General features: G+C 45.5%; 19 protein-coding genes. All 19 read left to right on the top strand.

Going from position 1 to position 15080, the window contains the following annotated elements:
• Position 1 precedes the first annotated feature (1 nt).
• The 19 genes from fliF to flhB are packed head-to-tail and all read left to right on the top strand — an operon-like array spanning position 2 to position 15062.
• Positions 2-1612 carry a flagellar basal-body MS-ring/collar protein FliF gene (gene fliF, locus SB24_RS01685; RefSeq protein ID WP_012117551.1) on the top strand — a complete coding sequence of 537 codons (1611 nt, stop codon included), beginning with the start codon at positions 2-4 and terminating at the stop codon, positions 1610-1612.
• A 12-nt stretch (positions 1613-1624) separates the two neighbouring features.
• Complete coding sequence (gene fliG, locus SB24_RS01680; RefSeq protein WP_003154256.1) at positions 1625-2641, top strand: flagellar motor switch protein FliG; 1017 nt, start codon at positions 1625-1627, stop codon at positions 2639-2641.
• Positions 2634-3389, top strand: coding sequence for a flagellar assembly protein FliH (gene fliH, locus SB24_RS01675; protein WP_015417466.1), 756 nt, complete (start codon positions 2634-2636; stop codon positions 3387-3389). Before fliG ends, fliH begins: the two co-directional genes overlap by 8 nt.
• Positions 3386-4702, top strand: a complete 1317-nt coding sequence (gene fliI / locus SB24_RS01670; RefSeq protein ID WP_015417467.1) for a flagellar protein export ATPase FliI — start codon at positions 3386-3388, stop codon at positions 4700-4702. Before fliH ends, fliI begins: the two co-directional genes overlap by 4 nt.
• Positions 4703-4707: 5 nt before the next feature.
• Entirely contained in the window at positions 4708-5151 is a 444-nt protein-coding gene (gene fliJ, locus SB24_RS01665) for a flagellar export protein FliJ (RefSeq protein ID WP_003154253.1), read from the top strand.
• An 11-nt stretch (positions 5152-5162) separates the two neighbouring features.
• Positions 5163-5777 (top strand): MotE family protein, encoded by a 615-nt coding sequence (locus SB24_RS01660; RefSeq protein ID WP_015417468.1) that lies wholly within the window; start codon positions 5163-5165, stop codon positions 5775-5777.
• Positions 5778-5783: 6 nt separating this feature from the next.
• Complete coding sequence (locus SB24_RS01655; protein ID WP_015417469.1) at positions 5784-7127, top strand: flagellar hook-length control protein FliK; 1344 nt, start codon at positions 5784-5786, stop codon at positions 7125-7127.
• Positions 7128-7568 carry a flagellar hook assembly protein FlgD gene (flgD, locus tag SB24_RS01650; protein WP_015417470.1) on the top strand — a complete coding sequence of 147 codons (441 nt, stop codon included), beginning with the start codon at positions 7128-7130 and terminating at the stop codon, positions 7566-7568.
• 24 nt (positions 7569-7592) lie between these two features.
• Positions 7593-8369 carry a flagellar basal body rod protein FlgG gene (flgG, locus tag SB24_RS01645; RefSeq protein WP_015417471.1) on the top strand — a complete coding sequence of 259 codons (777 nt, stop codon included), beginning with the start codon at positions 7593-7595 and terminating at the stop codon, positions 8367-8369.
• Between the two features lie 39 nt (positions 8370-8408).
• Positions 8409-8624 (top strand): swarming motility protein SwrD, encoded by a 216-nt coding sequence (locus tag SB24_RS01640; RefSeq protein WP_003154243.1) that lies wholly within the window; start codon positions 8409-8411, stop codon positions 8622-8624.
• Positions 8621-9040: a flagellar basal body-associated protein FliL gene (gene fliL, locus SB24_RS01635; protein ID WP_014417773.1), complete on the top strand. Its 420-nt coding sequence runs from the start codon at positions 8621-8623 to the stop codon at positions 9038-9040. Before SB24_RS01640 ends, fliL begins: the two co-directional genes overlap by 4 nt.
• Positions 9041-9073: 33 nt before the next feature.
• A complete protein-coding gene (gene fliM / locus SB24_RS01630; protein ID WP_003154240.1) occupies positions 9074-10072 on the top strand; it encodes a flagellar motor switch protein FliM in 999 nt (332 codons plus the stop codon).
• Positions 10062-11198 carry a flagellar motor switch phosphatase FliY gene (gene fliY, locus SB24_RS01625; RefSeq protein WP_039251507.1) on the top strand — a complete coding sequence of 379 codons (1137 nt, stop codon included), beginning with the start codon at positions 10062-10064 and terminating at the stop codon, positions 11196-11198. The genes fliM and fliY overlap by 11 nt, the downstream gene beginning before the upstream one ends.
• Before the next feature lie 26 nt (positions 11199-11224).
• Positions 11225-11587, top strand: coding sequence for a chemotaxis protein CheY (gene cheY / locus SB24_RS01620; RefSeq protein ID WP_003154238.1), 363 nt, complete (start codon positions 11225-11227; stop codon positions 11585-11587).
• A gap of 14 nt (positions 11588-11601) precedes the next feature.
• Positions 11602-12255 carry a flagella biosynthesis regulatory protein FliZ gene (gene fliZ / locus SB24_RS01615; RefSeq protein ID WP_003154237.1) on the top strand — a complete coding sequence of 218 codons (654 nt, stop codon included), beginning with the start codon at positions 11602-11604 and terminating at the stop codon, positions 12253-12255.
• On the top strand, positions 12248-12913 hold the full coding sequence (gene fliP / locus SB24_RS01610; protein WP_007409786.1) for a flagellar type III secretion system pore protein FliP: 666 nt from the start codon (positions 12248-12250) through the stop codon (positions 12911-12913). Before fliZ ends, fliP begins: the two co-directional genes overlap by 8 nt.
• A gap of 14 nt (positions 12914-12927) precedes the next feature.
• Complete coding sequence (fliQ, locus tag SB24_RS01605) at positions 12928-13197, top strand: flagellar biosynthesis protein FliQ (RefSeq protein ID WP_003154234.1); 270 nt, start codon at positions 12928-12930, stop codon at positions 13195-13197.
• 6 nt (positions 13198-13203) lie between these two features.
• A complete protein-coding gene (gene fliR, locus SB24_RS01600) occupies positions 13204-13983 on the top strand; it encodes a flagellar biosynthetic protein FliR (RefSeq protein ID WP_003154233.1) in 780 nt (259 codons plus the stop codon).
• Positions 13983-15062: a flagellar biosynthesis protein FlhB gene (gene flhB / locus SB24_RS01595; protein WP_007409787.1), complete on the top strand. Its 1080-nt coding sequence runs from the start codon at positions 13983-13985 to the stop codon at positions 15060-15062. The genes fliR and flhB overlap by 1 nt, the downstream gene beginning before the upstream one ends.
• Positions 15063-15080 lie beyond the last annotated feature (18 nt).

Genomic DNA, 15080 nt, shown 5'->3' with positions numbered 1-15080 from the left:
CATGAATCGTACTCTAATGCAAATGAAAACCAAAACGGCAGCGTTTTGGAACAACAGATCAAAAACACAGAAGATACTCATGGTAAGCGGCTTGGCCGCATTCATTATTTTACTCATCGTCGTTATTATTTTTACTTCGTCTGAAAAGATGGTGCCTCTTTATAAAGATTTGTCCGCGGAAGAAGCGGGGAAGATTAAAGAAGAGCTCGATACGAAAAAGGTGTCTTCTGAACTTGCTGACGGCGGCACGGTCATTAAGGTTCCTGAGAGCCAAGTGGATTCGCTTAAAGTCCAGCTTGCCGCGGAAGGCCTGCCGAAAACGGGATCAATTGATTATTCGTTTTTCGGACAAAATGCGGGCTTCGGCCTGACGGATAATGAGTTTGACGTTTTAAAGGTTGAGGCGACTCAGACCGAATTGTCAAACCTGATAAATGAAATGGACGGTATTAAAAGCTCGAAGGTCATGATCAATATGCCGAAAGAAGCCGTGTTCGTCGGTGAAGATCAGCCGGCAGCGTCCGCATCAATCGTTTTGCAGATGAAACCGGGCTACTCGCTTGATCAAAACCAGATCAACGGGCTGTACCACCTCGTTTCTAAAAGTGTTCCGAACTTAAAAGAAGATAATATCGTCATAATGGATCAAAATTCTACATATTATGACAAAAGTGACAGCGGTGCAGGGTCCGTTTCTGACAGTTATGCTTCTCAGCAAGGTATTAAGTCGCAGGTCGAAAAGGACATTCAAAAACATGTTCAGTCACTGCTCGGCACAATGATGGGGCAGGATAAGGTCGTTGTTTCCGTGACGGCGGATGTTGACTTCACGAAGGAAAAACGCACTGAAGACACTGTCGAACCTGTCGATAAAGATAACATGGAAGGCATAGCGGTAAGCGCCGAAAAAGTTGCGGAAACGTATAAAGGCGACGGCGCGGCCAACGGCGGCACGGCCGGAACGGGAAGCAATGACACCGCGAACTATGCCGAGACAAACGGCGGTTCAAACAGCGGGGACTACGAAAAAAGCAGCAATAAAATCAACTATGAAGTCAACCGCATTCATAAAGAAATCGCTGAAAGCCCGTATAAAGTGCGTGATTTAGGCATTCAGGTCATGGTGGAGCCGCCTAATCCGAAAAATGCCGCTTCCTTATCAGCACAGAGACAGGCTGATATACAGAAGATTTTAGGAACGGTCGTCAGAACGTCTCTTGATAAAAACGAAACGCAAAATCAAAACCTGACAGACAATGATATCAATAATAAAATCGTTGTATCCGTTCAGCCGTTTGACGGAAAAACAAGCCTGAACACAGATTCGGCACAATCTTCAGGTCTTCCGATCTGGGTATACATTACAGGCGGCGTACTGCTTGCGGCCATTATTCTGCTTATTATTCTCCTCATCAGAAAGAAACGCTCACAAGAGGATGAATACGAAGAATATGAATATGAAACACCGCCCGAGCCGGTTCGATTGCCTGATATCAACGAAGAGAAAATTGAAACGGAAGAAACAGTCAGACGAAAACAGCTTGAAAAAATGGCTAAAGAAAAACCGGAAGACTTTGCTAAATTGCTTCGAAGCTGGCTGGACGAGGATTAGGGGGAATGGAAAATGGCGAAACGTGATCAGAACAAGCTTACAGGAAAACAAAAAGCAGCCATCCTCATGATTTCCTTAGGCCTTGATGTATCAGCTTCTGTGTACAAGCATTTGTCTGAAGAAGAAATTGAAAGATTGACACTCGAGATTTCGGGAGTCAGAAGCGTCGATCATCAAAGAAAAGATGAAATCATTGAAGAATTTCATAATATCGCAATCGCTCAGGACTATATTTCACAAGGCGGTTTAAATTACGCCCGCCAAGTGCTTGAAAAAGCGCTCGGAGAAGACAAAGCGGTAAGCATTTTAAACAGGCTCACCTCTTCTTTGCAGGTAAAGCCGTTTGATTTCGCGAGAAAAGCGGAGCCCGAACAGATTTTAAATTTCATTCAGCAGGAACATCCGCAAACGATGGCGCTGATTTTATCCTACCTTGACCCGGTGCAGGCCGGACAGATTTTGTCTGAGCTGAACCCGGACGTTCAGGCTGAGGTGGCAAGAAGGATTGCGGTTATGGACAGAACGTCTCCTGAAATCATAAATGAAGTGGAGCGGGTCCTTGAACAAAAGCTGTCCTCCTCCTTTACGCAGGATTATACGCAGACCGGCGGCATAGAAGCCGTTGTTGAAGTGTTAAACGGCGTAGACAGAGGAACGGAAAAAACGATCCTTGATTCATTGGAAATCCAAGATCCTGAGTTGGCGGATGAAATCAAAAAACGGATGTTTGTCTTTGAAGATATTGTCACCCTTGATAACCGTGCGATTCAGCGCGTGATCAGAGACGTTGAAAACGACGACCTCCTGCTTTCATTGAAGGTTGCGAGCGAGGAAGTCAAAGAAATCGTCTTCAGCAATATGTCACAGCGTATGGTTGAAACGTTTAAAGAGGAAATGGAAATTATGGGGCCTGTGCGTTTGCGTGATGTGGAAGAGGCGCAATCAAGAATCGTGGGCGTCGTCCGCAAGCTGGAAGAAGCCGGAGAAATTGTAATCGCGCGAGGCGGAGGAGACGATATTATTGTCTAATATCATTAAACAGCAATCATCATTTTCTCCTGAACAAAAACGGCGCAAGCTTTCCTTGCAGGAAGTCAGGAAAACACATTCCCATCCAGACCGGGAGGAACCCGAAAATCCGGAGGCTCTCATGGCTTTTGCCAAAGCAGAAGCCGACAGGGTGTCTGAAGAAGCGAAAAATCAATTAGAGCACACTCTTCTGCAGATTGAAGAAGAGAAAAACCGCTGGGCGGAAGAAAAACAAAGATTGATAGAAGAAGCAAAGGCAGAAGGATATGAAGAAGGCATGGCATTGGGAAAAGCCGAGGCTCAAGCTGAATACGCCAATCTCATCAGCCGGGCCAATGCCGTTATGGAAATGGCGAGACAGTCAGTCGAGGAAAAACTGGAAAGCGCTGAGGAAGAAATCATTGAGCTTTCCGTTGCGCTCGCTAAAAAAGTATGGCGGCAAAAAAGTGATGATAAAGAGGCTTTCCTTCTGCTGGTCAAACAGGTAGTAGCCGAAGTGAAAGATTATGATGACATCTCCATCTATGTGGACCCTGAATATTATGAGACGGTTCATCAGCATATGGACGAAATTCAGCAGCTGTTATACAAAGAATGCAGATTAAGCTTATATGCCGATGCAAAAGCCGCGAAGGGAACGTGCTCGATAGAAACTCCGTTCGGACGTGTTGATGCAGGCATAGACACCCAGCTGATGCAATTAAAGCAAAAGCTTTTAACGGCGCTTGAGGCGGGAGCGGAGCAATGAAGACACAGTATTTAATAGACTCAATTGAAACAGCGGATCCGTACAAGCGCTACGGCAAGGTTAAACGGGTCATCGGGCTGATGATTGAATCAAAAGGGCCCGAAAGCTCAATCGGAGATGTTTGTCTCATTTATCCGAAAGGCCATGCGAAAAAAGCGATTAAAGCTGAGGTTGTAGGCTTCCAAGATGAAAACATTCTGTTAATGCCTTATCTGGAAGCGGCCAGCATCGCGCCGGGCAGCATTGTGGAGGCCACTGGCGAGTCGCTCCGCATCAAAGTAGGCGCGGGTTTAATCGGACAAGTTGTCGACGCGTTCGGCGAACCTCTTGACGGCCGGGCGCTCCCGAAAGGTTTGTCCCCCGTTTCGACGGAACAGCCGCCGCCAAACCCGATGAAACGCCCGCCGATACGGGAAAAGATGGGTGTCGGCGTAAGATCGATTGACAGTCTGCTGACGGTAGGAAAAGGGCAGAGAATCGGGATTTTTGCCGGAAGCGGAGTCGGAAAAAGCACCCTGATGGGAATGATCGCGAAGCAGACTGAAGCTGATTTAAACATTATCGCACTCGTCGGGGAACGGGGGCGCGAGGTGCGTGAATTCATCGAGAAGGATTTAGGCGAAGAAGGCCTGAAACGCTCGATAGTCGTAGTCGCGACCTCTGATCAGCCTGCCTTAATGCGTTTGAAAGCGGCGTATACGGCCACCGCCATTGCGGAGTACTTCCGCGATAAAGGCCGGAATGTGATGTTCATGATGGACTCCGTGACGAGGGTCGCGATGGCGCAGCGGGAAATCGGCCTGGCAGCGGGAGAACCGCCGACAACAAAAGGATATACACCTTCTGTGTTCGCTATTTTGCCCCGTTTGCTGGAAAGAACGGGCGCGAATGAACAAGGAACGATAACCGCTTTTTATACGGTTCTCGTAGACGGAGATGACATGAACGAACCGATTGCCGATACGGTGCGCGGAATATTAGACGGGCATATCGTTCTCGATCGGGCGCTTGCCAACAAAGGGCAGTTCCCGGCCGTGAACATCCTGAAAAGCATCAGCAGGGTCATGTCTAATATTTCAGACACAGCGCACAAAGAGGCGGCCAACAAATTCCGCGATCTTCTGTCAACTTATCAAAACTCTGAAGATCTCATTAATATCGGAGCTTACAAAAGAGGATCATCAAGAGAAATTGATGAAGCGATTCAGTTTTATCCGCAGCTTATTCAATTTTTAAAACAAGGAACGGAAGAACCTGCTCAATTGGAAGACAGCATTGCGGCATTGACGAGTCTGACTGGAAAAGAGGAATAAACATCGTGGCATACCAATTCAGATTTCAAAAGCTGCTGGAATTAAAAGAAAATGAAAAAGACCAAACATTGACTGAATACAGACAATCGGTTTCTGAATTTGAGACAGTGGCTGAAAAACTATATGAAAATATGAGCAAAAAAGAATTGCTCGAAAAAGACAAAGAATCAAAGCTGAAATGCGGGATGAGCGTTCAGGAAATGAGACATTATCAGCAATTCGTTTCCAATCTTGAGAACACCATCTATCATTATCAAAAGCTTGTCATCATGAAACGAAATGAAATGAATGAGAAGCAGGAACAGCTCACCGAAAAAAACATTGAAGTAAAGAAATTTGAAAAAATGCGGGAAAAACAATTTAATATGTTCGCACTTGAAGACAAAGCTGCAGAGATGAGGGAAATGGACGACATTTCAATCAAGCAGTTTATGATTCAGGGGCATTAGGAGCGAATGAAATGGCCGATAAAGAAAAGAGATCTGGAAAGTTCGGTTCAATCCTGCTTTTTATCATGATCCCGCTGATTTTTCTGATCATCGTCGCAAGCATCATCCTTTGGGCTGCCGGCGTTGATGTGATGAAGCCGATTCAGGAAACAGCCGCTAAAACGCCTGTTTTAAAAGAATTGGTTCCCGAAACGAAAGAAATGAAAAGCGCGGCGGAAAAGCAGAAGGCAGACAGAACGGCTTCTCTTGAAAAGACCATAAAGGAACAAAAAAGTGAAATTAACATTTTGAATAAAGATTTAGACACAAGCAAGTCCGAAATCGATAATCTGAATCAGAAAATCCGTTCACTGAAACAGGAAGCTGAACAGCAGCAGAAAACGAAGACGGATGAAACGAAAAAAGACGCTGCGGATTCAGCCGGAAAAGATAAAATGATCAACATCTATAAAAGTATGGACAGCGGTAAAGCGGCAAGCATTATCGTAAAGCTGAAAGAAAAAGAAGCCCTCGATATTTTAAACGGATTAAGTAAAAAGCAGCTTGCTGAAATCTTGACGAAAATGACTCCTGAACAAGCGGCTAAATATACAGAAAAACTATCCGCTGACGGAAATAAGGAGTGATGTAAGTTGAAGCTGCTTGAATTAACGGGTAATCGTACGCAGACTGTGCAAAACAGCAATGCGAAGATGAATGTAAACAGCTTAGGTCTATTTCAGAACTGGCTCCTGTCGGAAATCACTTCTCCCCGGCAGCCCGGAGATGAAACAAAAACAAGTGACGCAGAGCTGAATGATGCCCTATCGAAAATCGGTGATTGGCTGAAAGCCGGCCCGGAAGATAAAGAATTGGAGCTAAAAAAGCTGCTTGAGGCGGTAAAAGCTCTTGAAGGAAAGCAGACGGCTGAAACAGCTCTTCCTTTATTGAAACAGCTTGCCGAATCTGTAGAAGACATGTTAGCGGGCAAACAGCATGGGGCGAAGCCTGAAACGGATGAGCCGGATTCTTCCGCAAAAGACGGGGATTCCGTCAAGGATGCGCTTGAGAAGGGTCTGCTTTTCATTCAAGAAGCCGTATCCCAGCTCTTCACATCTCAGCAGGAACTGCCGGACAGCGCGCAGGCAAAGGCGGTTTACCAGGAAGGCGCCCGTTTATTAGAGGCATTGAAAAAACAAGGCGTCCCAGACCGCGTGATTCAAGACCTGCGGCAGACATTTTTTCCGAAAAACGAATCTGCATCTAAACTTTACTCCATGACAGCCGCTGAGCTGAAGAGCTTTCAAAGCGTCGCGGAGCAGCTTGCGGGCCTTTCTCAAAAGGGAACAAAGGAATGGGATATGGCTGAAACTGAGCTGAAAGCTTTTGTGTTATCTCAATCATCTGAATCATCCCAAGAGTCAGCCGGGAAAACAGAACAGCAAAACGGCGGCACGGTTTCTCACGCAAAGGCGCCTGACAGCAAATTGTCTGCACATATACTGTTGTCGGGAACGAGAAGCCTTGCCGGCATTCAGCAAACGTCCGCAGGAGCTGAACAGCAGCCGGCAGAAAATAAACCGTTAACGGATCAGGTCATAAGCGGCTGGAAACAGATGAAATACACGCCTTTCGGGAAAACAACCGGAAGCTTTACGATTCGTCTTAATCCCGAAAACCTCGGATTTGTCACAATTAAGGTGACAAACGAAAACGGGATGTTTCAAAGCAAAATAATCGCATCCAGCCAGTCCGCGAAAGAGCTGCTGGAACAGCATCTTCCTCAGCTGAAACAGTCGCTTCCGAATATGGCGGTCCAGGTCGACCGTTTTACAGTCCCGCTTCAAAGCGGGGATCAGCAGCCTGTTTACGGGCAGACGGCCGATCACAATAAACAGCAGCATCAGGGACAGAGAGAGCAGAAGAACCAGCAGCAGTCAGGCGATTTCGGAGATATGCTGGAGGAGCTTTCTCTCAATGAAATGGAGGAAGAATAGTTGACATCAGTAAACTCGGATTATGCCGCGGCGGGCGCTTCAACCACTTCAAGCGCGAAGAGCACCGCCGCAGTAAACAGCAGCACGAATTTAGGGAAAGACGAATTTCTGAAGATCTTAATGACACAGGTTCGAAACCAGGACCCGCTCAATCCGGTTGATGACAAAGAATTCATCAGCCAGATGGCGACATTTTCTTCATTGGAGCAAATGATGAATATGAATACGACGATGACTAAATTTGTAGAAAATCAAGATCCGTTTACGATGTATGTGAACTGGATCGGCAAAAATGTCACATTCAGCGACAGCGACGGGAAGGATCAGACAAGCCCGGTCAATTCAGTCAAGCATTCAAACGGCAATTACGTGCTCGTGCTTGAAAATGGCAAAGAGATCAGTCCGTGGAATGTCACGGCCGTCAGCGAAACATCTAAATAATAAGAAACTCAGGGGGAATTTAACATGTTACGTTCATTATATTCCGGTATCAGCGGCATGAAAAACTTTCAGACAAAACTAGATGTAATCGGCAATAACATCGCCAACGTCAACACAGCGGGATTTAAGAAAAGCCGCGTTACATTTAAAGATATGATCAGCCAGACAGTCGCTGGCGGTTCAAACGTGACCAATTCAAAACAAATCGGCTTGGGTGCCGCGACTTCTTCCATTGATGTTGTTCATTCAACCGGCGCCCCGCAGGCTACACAGAATAAAACCGACCTAGCCATTGACGGAGACGGCTACTTTCAGATTAATACAGGTGCGGGAATTGTTTACACACGTGCGGGGAATTTCGGAAAGGACAATCAAGGGAACCTTGTTACGACTGACGGATACTATCTTGAAAAAATCGGCGGCGGCAAAATCAATATTCCGACTGATGCGAAAGATTACAGCATCGGTGCAGACGGAACCGTTACATACACTGATGCAGGGGATGAGGTTCATGATGCCGGACAAATCGGTCTGGTCACGTTCCCTAACAGCGCCGGTCTGGAAAAAATCGGAGGCAACCTTTACAGAGAATCATTAAGTTCAGGAGCTGCAAGCGCAGTCACCACTCCGGGCGAAAACGGAACAGGTAAGCTTTTGGCAGGCTATCTTGAAATGTCAAACGTAGATCTGACAGATGAATTTACCGAAATGATCGTTGCTCAGCGCGGTTTCCAATCAAACTCAAAAATCATTACGACTTCAGATGAAATCCTTCAGGAGCTGGTTAATCTGAAACGGTAAGGAGGGAGGAGAGGCGGTTAGGCCGCTTCTCCGGATTTTATGATTCAAGTCACCCGTTTAAACGGCCAGCCTTTTACGCTGAACGCGCTGTTTATCGAACAGATTGAGTGCTTCCCCGACACGACGATTACACTGTCCAACGGCAAAAAGTTCGTAGTGAAAGAACCGGAAGAAGCAGTTCTCAAAAAAGTCATATCGTTTTACCATAGCATACAAATATTTTCACTGGATCAGGGAATAGAGGAAGAAGAATGAAGAAAAAATTAGTCATCATTTTGCTGATTATTTTAATTGTCATCGCCGGCCTCGGAACGGCAGCATATTTTGTCGTCAGCGGAAATTCCGGCAAAGATAAAAAGCCGACAATTGACGAAGTCGTTGCAGCCACTGTGTCTGTCGACGATATCACGACAAACTTAAAGTCTGACAGCATCATCCGTATCGGCATCAAACTTGAAACCGACTCGGCTAAAGCGAAGGAAGAACTTGAAAAACGCGATTTTCAGGTGAAAGACAACATCATTTCCATTTTAGCTGACACAAGCGCCGGAGAGATTGAGGGAGATAAAGGAAGAGAAGCGTTTAAACAATCATTAAAAGAGAAAGTAAACAGCTATCTCCAAGAAGGAAAAGTTCAGAAAGTGTACATTACCTCCTTTAATCTGCAATAAAAACAAATTTGACAGAATACGGAGGTGAAGAAAATGTCAGGAGAAGTTCTCTCCCAAAATGAAATAGACGCACTGCTTTCCGCCATTTCCACGGGTGAGGCGGATGCGGAAGAGCTGAAAAAGGAAGTTAAAGAGAAAAAAGTAAAGGTATATGATTTTAAACGGGCTCTCAGATTCTCGAAAGATCAGATACGCAGTTTAACCCGGATACATGATAACTTTGCGAGGCTTCTCACAACACACTTTTCCGCCAAGCTCAGAACGTATATTCATATATCCGTCAGCTCAGTTGACCAGGTGCCGTATGAAGAATTTATCCGTTCCATACCGAACATGACGATTTTAAATTTATTCGATGTTCATCCGATGGAAGGCAGAATCATGATGGAGGTTAATCCCACCATCGCATACGCAATGCTTGACCGCGTCATGGGAGGCATCGGCATCACTCATAACAAAGCTGACAGCCTTACGGAAATTGAAACGAATATTATTTCTAACTTATTTGAAAATGCACTGGGCAACTACAAAGAAGCGTGGCAATCGATTGCTGATATTGACCCTGAAATGACTGAATTTGAAGTGAATCCTCAGTTTGTACAAATGGTTTCCCCAAATGAAACAGTCGTTGTCATTTCTCTCAATACGCAGATAGGTGAAATCAGCGGTGTCATTAATCTTTGTATTCCCCATGTCGTACTTGAGCCGATTATCCCTAAGCTTTCCGTACATTATTGGATGCAATCAGACCGGAATGAAGCGAAGCCCGAAGAAACGAAGTTGCTTGAAAAGCGCATCATGACGGCTCAAATTCCCGTTGTGGCTCTCTTGGGCGCTTCTGAACTGACAATAGAAGAATTTTTAAGTTTGGAAGTCGGGGACTGTATAACTCTGGACAAATCAGTGACTGATCCTCTTACTGTATTGGTCGGAAACAAACCGAAGTTTTTAGGGCAGGCCGGCCGGGTGAATCGAAGACAGGCAGTGCAAATTTTAGATCACGACATAAGAGGTGAACAAGATGAACAATAGATTATCTCAAGATGAAATCGATGCTCTTCTTAACGGCACAAGCAGTCAGTCAGAGGATACAGAACAGCCTCAAGGGGCGAACTTGTCTGAACTTGAGCGCGATGCGATCGGAGAAATCGGGAATATTTCGTTCGGCAGCTCGGCTACGGCGCTGTCCACTCTTTTAAATCAAAAAGTGGACATTACGACACCGAGTGTGACCGTCATTTCAAAAAGCAAAATCAGTGATGAATTTCCTCATCCGTATGTTGCCATTGAAGTGAACTACACAGAAGGCTTTGACGGCAGCAATTTGCTCGTCGTCGAACAAAGCGACGCGGCCATCATCGCGGATTTGATGATCGGCGGGGACGGCCGGGGCGCCGATCCGTCACTCGGTGAAATCCACCTGAGCGCCGTGCAGGAAGCAATGAATCAAATGATGGGCTCGGCTGCTACGTCAATGTCGACCGTGTTCAGTAAAAAGATTGACATTTCTCCGCCAAGGGTTGAACTTCTGGATGTGACGGAAGAAAAAGGGACCGACAGAATACCTGAGGATGACCTGCTCGTAAAAGTGTCATTCCGTCTGAAAGTCGGCGAATTAATCGATTCGAGCATCATGCAGCTTTATCCGATTACGTTTGCGAAAGATCTGATCGCAGAACTGATGACTGCAGACCAGCATGAGTCAGAGGCCGCAGAAACTGTATCAGAACCTCAGCAAACATACGAAACGCCGCAGCCGGAACCTGCCATGCAGCCGGAGCCGCAGGCAAAACCCGAGCTTCCGAAGAGACAGGGAACCGCAAAAAAAGCTGCTCCTGTTCAAGTCGCTCCGGTAGAATTCCAGGCGTTTGATCATAACGAAGCGGCGCAAGGATCAAGGAATAACCTTGATATGCTGATGGATATTCCGCTTTCCGTTACGGTTGAGCTCGGCAGAACGAAGAGAAGCGTCAAAGAAATCCTTGAACTTTCTGCGGGAAGCATTATTGAGCTTGACAAGCTGGCTGGTGAACCTGTTGACATTCTGGTCAACCAGCGGATCGTGGCAAAGGGCGAGGTCGTTGTCATAGAAGAAAACTTCGGCGTGAGAGTCACTGATATTTTAAGTCAGGCAGACCGCCTTAACAATTTAAAATAAGCGAACATAGAGGAGAGAAACAGATTATGGCACACAGAATTTTAATTGTAGACGATGCAGCATTTATGAGAATGATGATCAAAGATATTTTAGTGAAGAACGGTTTTGACGTTGTAGCTGAAGCTTCAGACGGAGCGCAGGCAGTCGAAAAATTCAAAGAGCATTCCCCCGACCTTGTGACAATGGATATTACAATGCCTGAAATGGACGGGATTACAGCTTTAAAGGAAATTAAACAAATCGATCCGCAGGCGAAAATCATCATGTGTTCGGCTATGGGCCAGCAGTCAATGGTTATTGACGCGATTCAAGCCGGCGCAAAAGACTTTATCGTGAAACCGTTCCAAGCGGACCGCGTGCTTGAAGCTATTAATAAAACATTAAGCTAAAGGGTGTACGACTGTTGAAAAAGAGTCATGGTTTACTAGCTTTGATTTGTTGTTTCGTTTTACTCAATGTACATCCGTTCCCTGCTTTTGCGGCGGAGTCTGACAATTCCACCGTCAACGAATGGTTTGACAAACAATCAACAAACAAAACAGAGAAAAAAAGCGATACATCGAAACAAACGGCTGATCAAGAGATAGGGGATGCTTCTGCATCTTCTGTCTCCGCTTTTGATTTTGTAAAGATGATTGGGGCGTTATTATTCGTCATTCTGCTGATCTATGGATTTGTCAAACTGATGAATAGAAGAAACCGTCTGCTGAAGCCGTTTCAATATGTAGAAAATATCGGCGGAACGTCAGTCGGCCAAAACCGTTCCGTGCAGCTGATTAAAGTGGGAAACAGTGTTCTCGTAGTCGGTGTGGGCGAAACGATACAGCTTTTAAAAGAAATTGAAGATGAAAAAGAGCGCGAGGCGATTCTGAGCCAATACGAAGAGTCGATGTCTTCAAAAGTGGAATGGACCAAGCTCGTAAATCCGCGTAAGGATGGAGAAAAAAAACCGCAAACGATGCTTCCGTCGTTTTCAAAAGCGCTGAAAGAACAGCTGAACGAGCTGAAACAAAGCCGTTCTGAAGGAAAGAAGAAAGGCCCTTATCATCATGAATGAATTTATTAATCTTTTTAATTCAAGCAGTCCGACCGAAGTCAGCTCCACTGTTAAATTACTGCTGCTTTTGACTGTCTTTTCAGTGGCGCCGGGGATTCTGATTTTGATGACCTGCTTTACGAGAATCGTCATCGTCCTGTCTTTTGTGAGAACCTCACTGGCGACGCAGAACATGCCTCCCAACCAGGTTTTAATCGGCCTTGCGCTGTTTTTGACGTTTTTTATTATGGCGCCGACTTTTTCAGAGATTAATAAGGAAGCCTTAACGCCGCTGATGGACAATAAAATCAGTCTCGATGAAGCATATACAAAAGCCGAGAAGCCGATTAAAGAGTATATGAGCAAGCATACAAGGCAGAAGGATCTGGCGCTGTTTATGAACTATGCCAAAATGAAAAAACCTGAATCGATTCAGGATATTCCTTTGACGACGATGGTGCCCGCTTATGCGATATCAGAACTCAAAACCGCTTTTCAAATGGGCTTTATGATTTTTATTCCGTTTTTAATTATCGATATGGTCGTGGCGAGCGTCTTAATGTCAATGGGAATGATGATGCTACCGCCGGTTATGATCTCTCTGCCCTTTAAAATATTGCTTTTCGTTTTGGTCGATGGATGGTATTTAATCGTGAAATCTTTGCTTGACAGCTTTTAGGGTAGGTGCTAATTGTGAGTTCAGAATTTGTAATTTCCATGGCGGAAAAAGCCGTATATGTAACACTAATGATCAGCGGGCCGCTGCTTGCGATCGCGCTGATCGTCGGTTTGCTCGTCAGTATCTTTCAAGCGACAACTCAAATCCAGGAACAGACGCTTGCGTTCATTCCGAAAATCGTGGCGGTGATGCTTGGACTGATCTTTTTCGGTCCTTGGATGCTGTCGACGATTCTTTCGTTCACAACTGATCTGTTTTCTCATCTGAACCGATTTGCAGGGTAGAATCAAATGAATTCCATCATTGATTTATTTCCCGCTTTTTTATTGGTCTTTATCAGAATCTCTGCTTTTTTTGTAACGGTGCCGGTGTTCGGACATCGGAATCTGCCGGCGGTTCACCGAATCGGCTTTGCTTTTTTTCTTTCGGTGATCTGCTTCAGCACGCTGAAACATGCGCCGGAAATAGAAATAGGGGAACAATATATGCTGCTTGTCATAAAAGAGGCCGTTGTGGGCTTGAGCCTCGGGCTGATCGCTTTCATGATGATGACAGCCATTCAGATAGCAGGTTCCTTTATTGATTTTCAGATGGGCTTTTCCATCGCCAATGTCATTGATCCGCAATCAGGAACGCAAAGCCCGCTGATCGGACAATTCGTTTATACGCTGGCGCTGTTATTTATGCTCAGCGTAAACGCCCATTATCTTTTATTGGACGGGATTTATTACAGCTTTCAGTATATCCCGCTTGATCAGGCATTTCCGTCGTTTGGAAATGATCACTTTGGACTTTTTATCGCAAAAAGCTTCAATGCCATGTTTATTATCGCTTTTCAAATGTCTGCGCCGGTTGTGGCCAGTCTGTTTTTAGTTGATTTGGCGCTCGGTATCGTGGCGAGAACGGTGCCGCAGCTGAATGTTTTCGTTGTCGGGCTTCCTCTGAAAATAGCCGTGAGCTTTATTATGCTGATCGTTTGTATGGCGGTGATGTTTGTCGTTGTCCGCAACATCTTCAGCCTTACCGTTGAAACCATGCGGAATCTATTGGCATTGGTCGGTGTGACATGATGAGGCTCAGACTGAATCTGCAATTCTTTGCCGGTGAAAAAACGGAGAAAGCCACGCCGAAAAAACGGAAGGATACAAGAAAGAAAGGACAGGTCGCGAAAAGTACGGATGTGAATACAGCCGTTTCTTTACTGATTATCTTTCTTTCGCTGATCGCGCTCGGTCCTTATATGCGGGACAGGCTGCTGTCCTTTATTAAAACGTTTTATACGAAATCGATATCTTTACATCTGTCAGCATCTGCCGTGCATGAACTGTTCGTGGATACGGTGAAAGATATCAGCCTCATTCTCGCGCCGATTATGCTGGTCGCGCTTGTGGCGGGTGTCGTGAGCAATTACATGCAGGTGGGTTTTCTGTTTTCTGCGGAAGTCCTCAAGCCTGACTTGAATAAGCTCAGCCCGCTGAAAGGATTTAAGCGGATTTACAGCATGAGGGCGATTGTTGAACTGGTCAAATCCATTTTGAAGATTACTGTGGTCGGTTTTGCCGCCTTTATGGTGCTCTGGCTGCATTATGGCGATATTCTCCGCCTTCCGCTTTTGACTCCTGCGGAAGTGCTCACTTTCGTTTCCAAGCTCACTCTTTGGATGGGGCTTGCGGGATCAGGGGCTTTAATGCTGCTGGCCGGGCTTGATTACTTATATCAGCGTTTTGATTATGAGAAAAATATCAGAATGTCAAAACAGGATATAAAAGATGAATACAAAAAATCGGAGGGTGATCCGATTATCAAGTCCAAGATTAAGCAGAAGCAGCGGGAAATGGCGATGAGGCGGATGATGCAGGAAGTACCGAAAGCGGATGTCATCATTACCAACCCGACCCATTATGCGATAGCTTTAAAATATGATGAAAAGAAAATGGACGCTCCTTACATTGTTGCCAAAGGGGTCGACCATCTCGCATTAAAAATCAGGCAGATCGCCAAAGAACACGATGTCATGACGATTGAAAACAGGCCGCTCGCGCGTGCGTTATATGATCAGGTTGACATTGACCAGGCCGTGCCGGAAGAGTTTTTCAAAGTCATTGCGGAAATTTTGGCTTATGTATATAAAACGAAACAAAAAGTATAGTGAATTTCAGATTCAAAA

This window comes from Bacillus sp. Pc3, from assembly GCF_000815145.1.
Lineage (GTDB): Bacteria > Bacillota > Bacilli > Bacillales > Bacillaceae > Bacillus > Bacillus velezensis.
The sequence above is the reverse complement of the archived record's forward strand: the minus strand, read 5'-3'. Positions and strand labels throughout refer to the sequence as shown.

What these genes read in the sequence shown, in the direction of transcription:
- fliF (WP_012117551.1), top strand. Translation starts at nt 2, where the DNA reads ATGAATCGTACTCTAATGCAAATGAAAACCAAAACGGCAGCGTTTTGG.
- fliG (WP_003154256.1), top strand. Translation starts at nt 1,625, where the DNA reads ATGGCGAAACGTGATCAGAACAAGCTTACAGGAAAACAAAAAGCAGCC.
- fliI (WP_015417467.1), top strand. Translation starts at nt 3,386, where the DNA reads ATGAAGACACAGTATTTAATAGACTCAATTGAAACAGCGGATCCGTAC.
- SB24_RS01660 (WP_015417468.1), top strand. Translation starts at nt 5,163, where the DNA reads ATGGCCGATAAAGAAAAGAGATCTGGAAAGTTCGGTTCAATCCTGCTT.
- flgG (WP_015417471.1), top strand. Translation starts at nt 7,593, where the DNA reads ATGTTACGTTCATTATATTCCGGTATCAGCGGCATGAAAAACTTTCAG.
- SB24_RS01640 (WP_003154243.1), top strand. Translation starts at nt 8,409, where the DNA reads ATGATTCAAGTCACCCGTTTAAACGGCCAGCCTTTTACGCTGAACGCG.
- fliL (WP_014417773.1), top strand. Translation starts at nt 8,621, where the DNA reads ATGAAGAAAAAATTAGTCATCATTTTGCTGATTATTTTAATTGTCATC.
- fliM (WP_003154240.1), top strand. Translation starts at nt 9,074, where the DNA reads ATGTCAGGAGAAGTTCTCTCCCAAAATGAAATAGACGCACTGCTTTCC.
- fliY (WP_039251507.1), top strand. Translation starts at nt 10,062, where the DNA reads ATGAACAATAGATTATCTCAAGATGAAATCGATGCTCTTCTTAACGGC.
- cheY (WP_003154238.1), top strand. Translation starts at nt 11,225, where the DNA reads ATGGCACACAGAATTTTAATTGTAGACGATGCAGCATTTATGAGAATG.
- fliP (WP_007409786.1), top strand. Translation starts at nt 12,248, where the DNA reads ATGAATGAATTTATTAATCTTTTTAATTCAAGCAGTCCGACCGAAGTC.
- fliR (WP_003154233.1), top strand. Translation starts at nt 13,204, where the DNA reads ATGAATTCCATCATTGATTTATTTCCCGCTTTTTTATTGGTCTTTATC.
- flhB (WP_007409787.1), top strand. Translation starts at nt 13,983, where the DNA reads ATGAGGCTCAGACTGAATCTGCAATTCTTTGCCGGTGAAAAAACGGAG.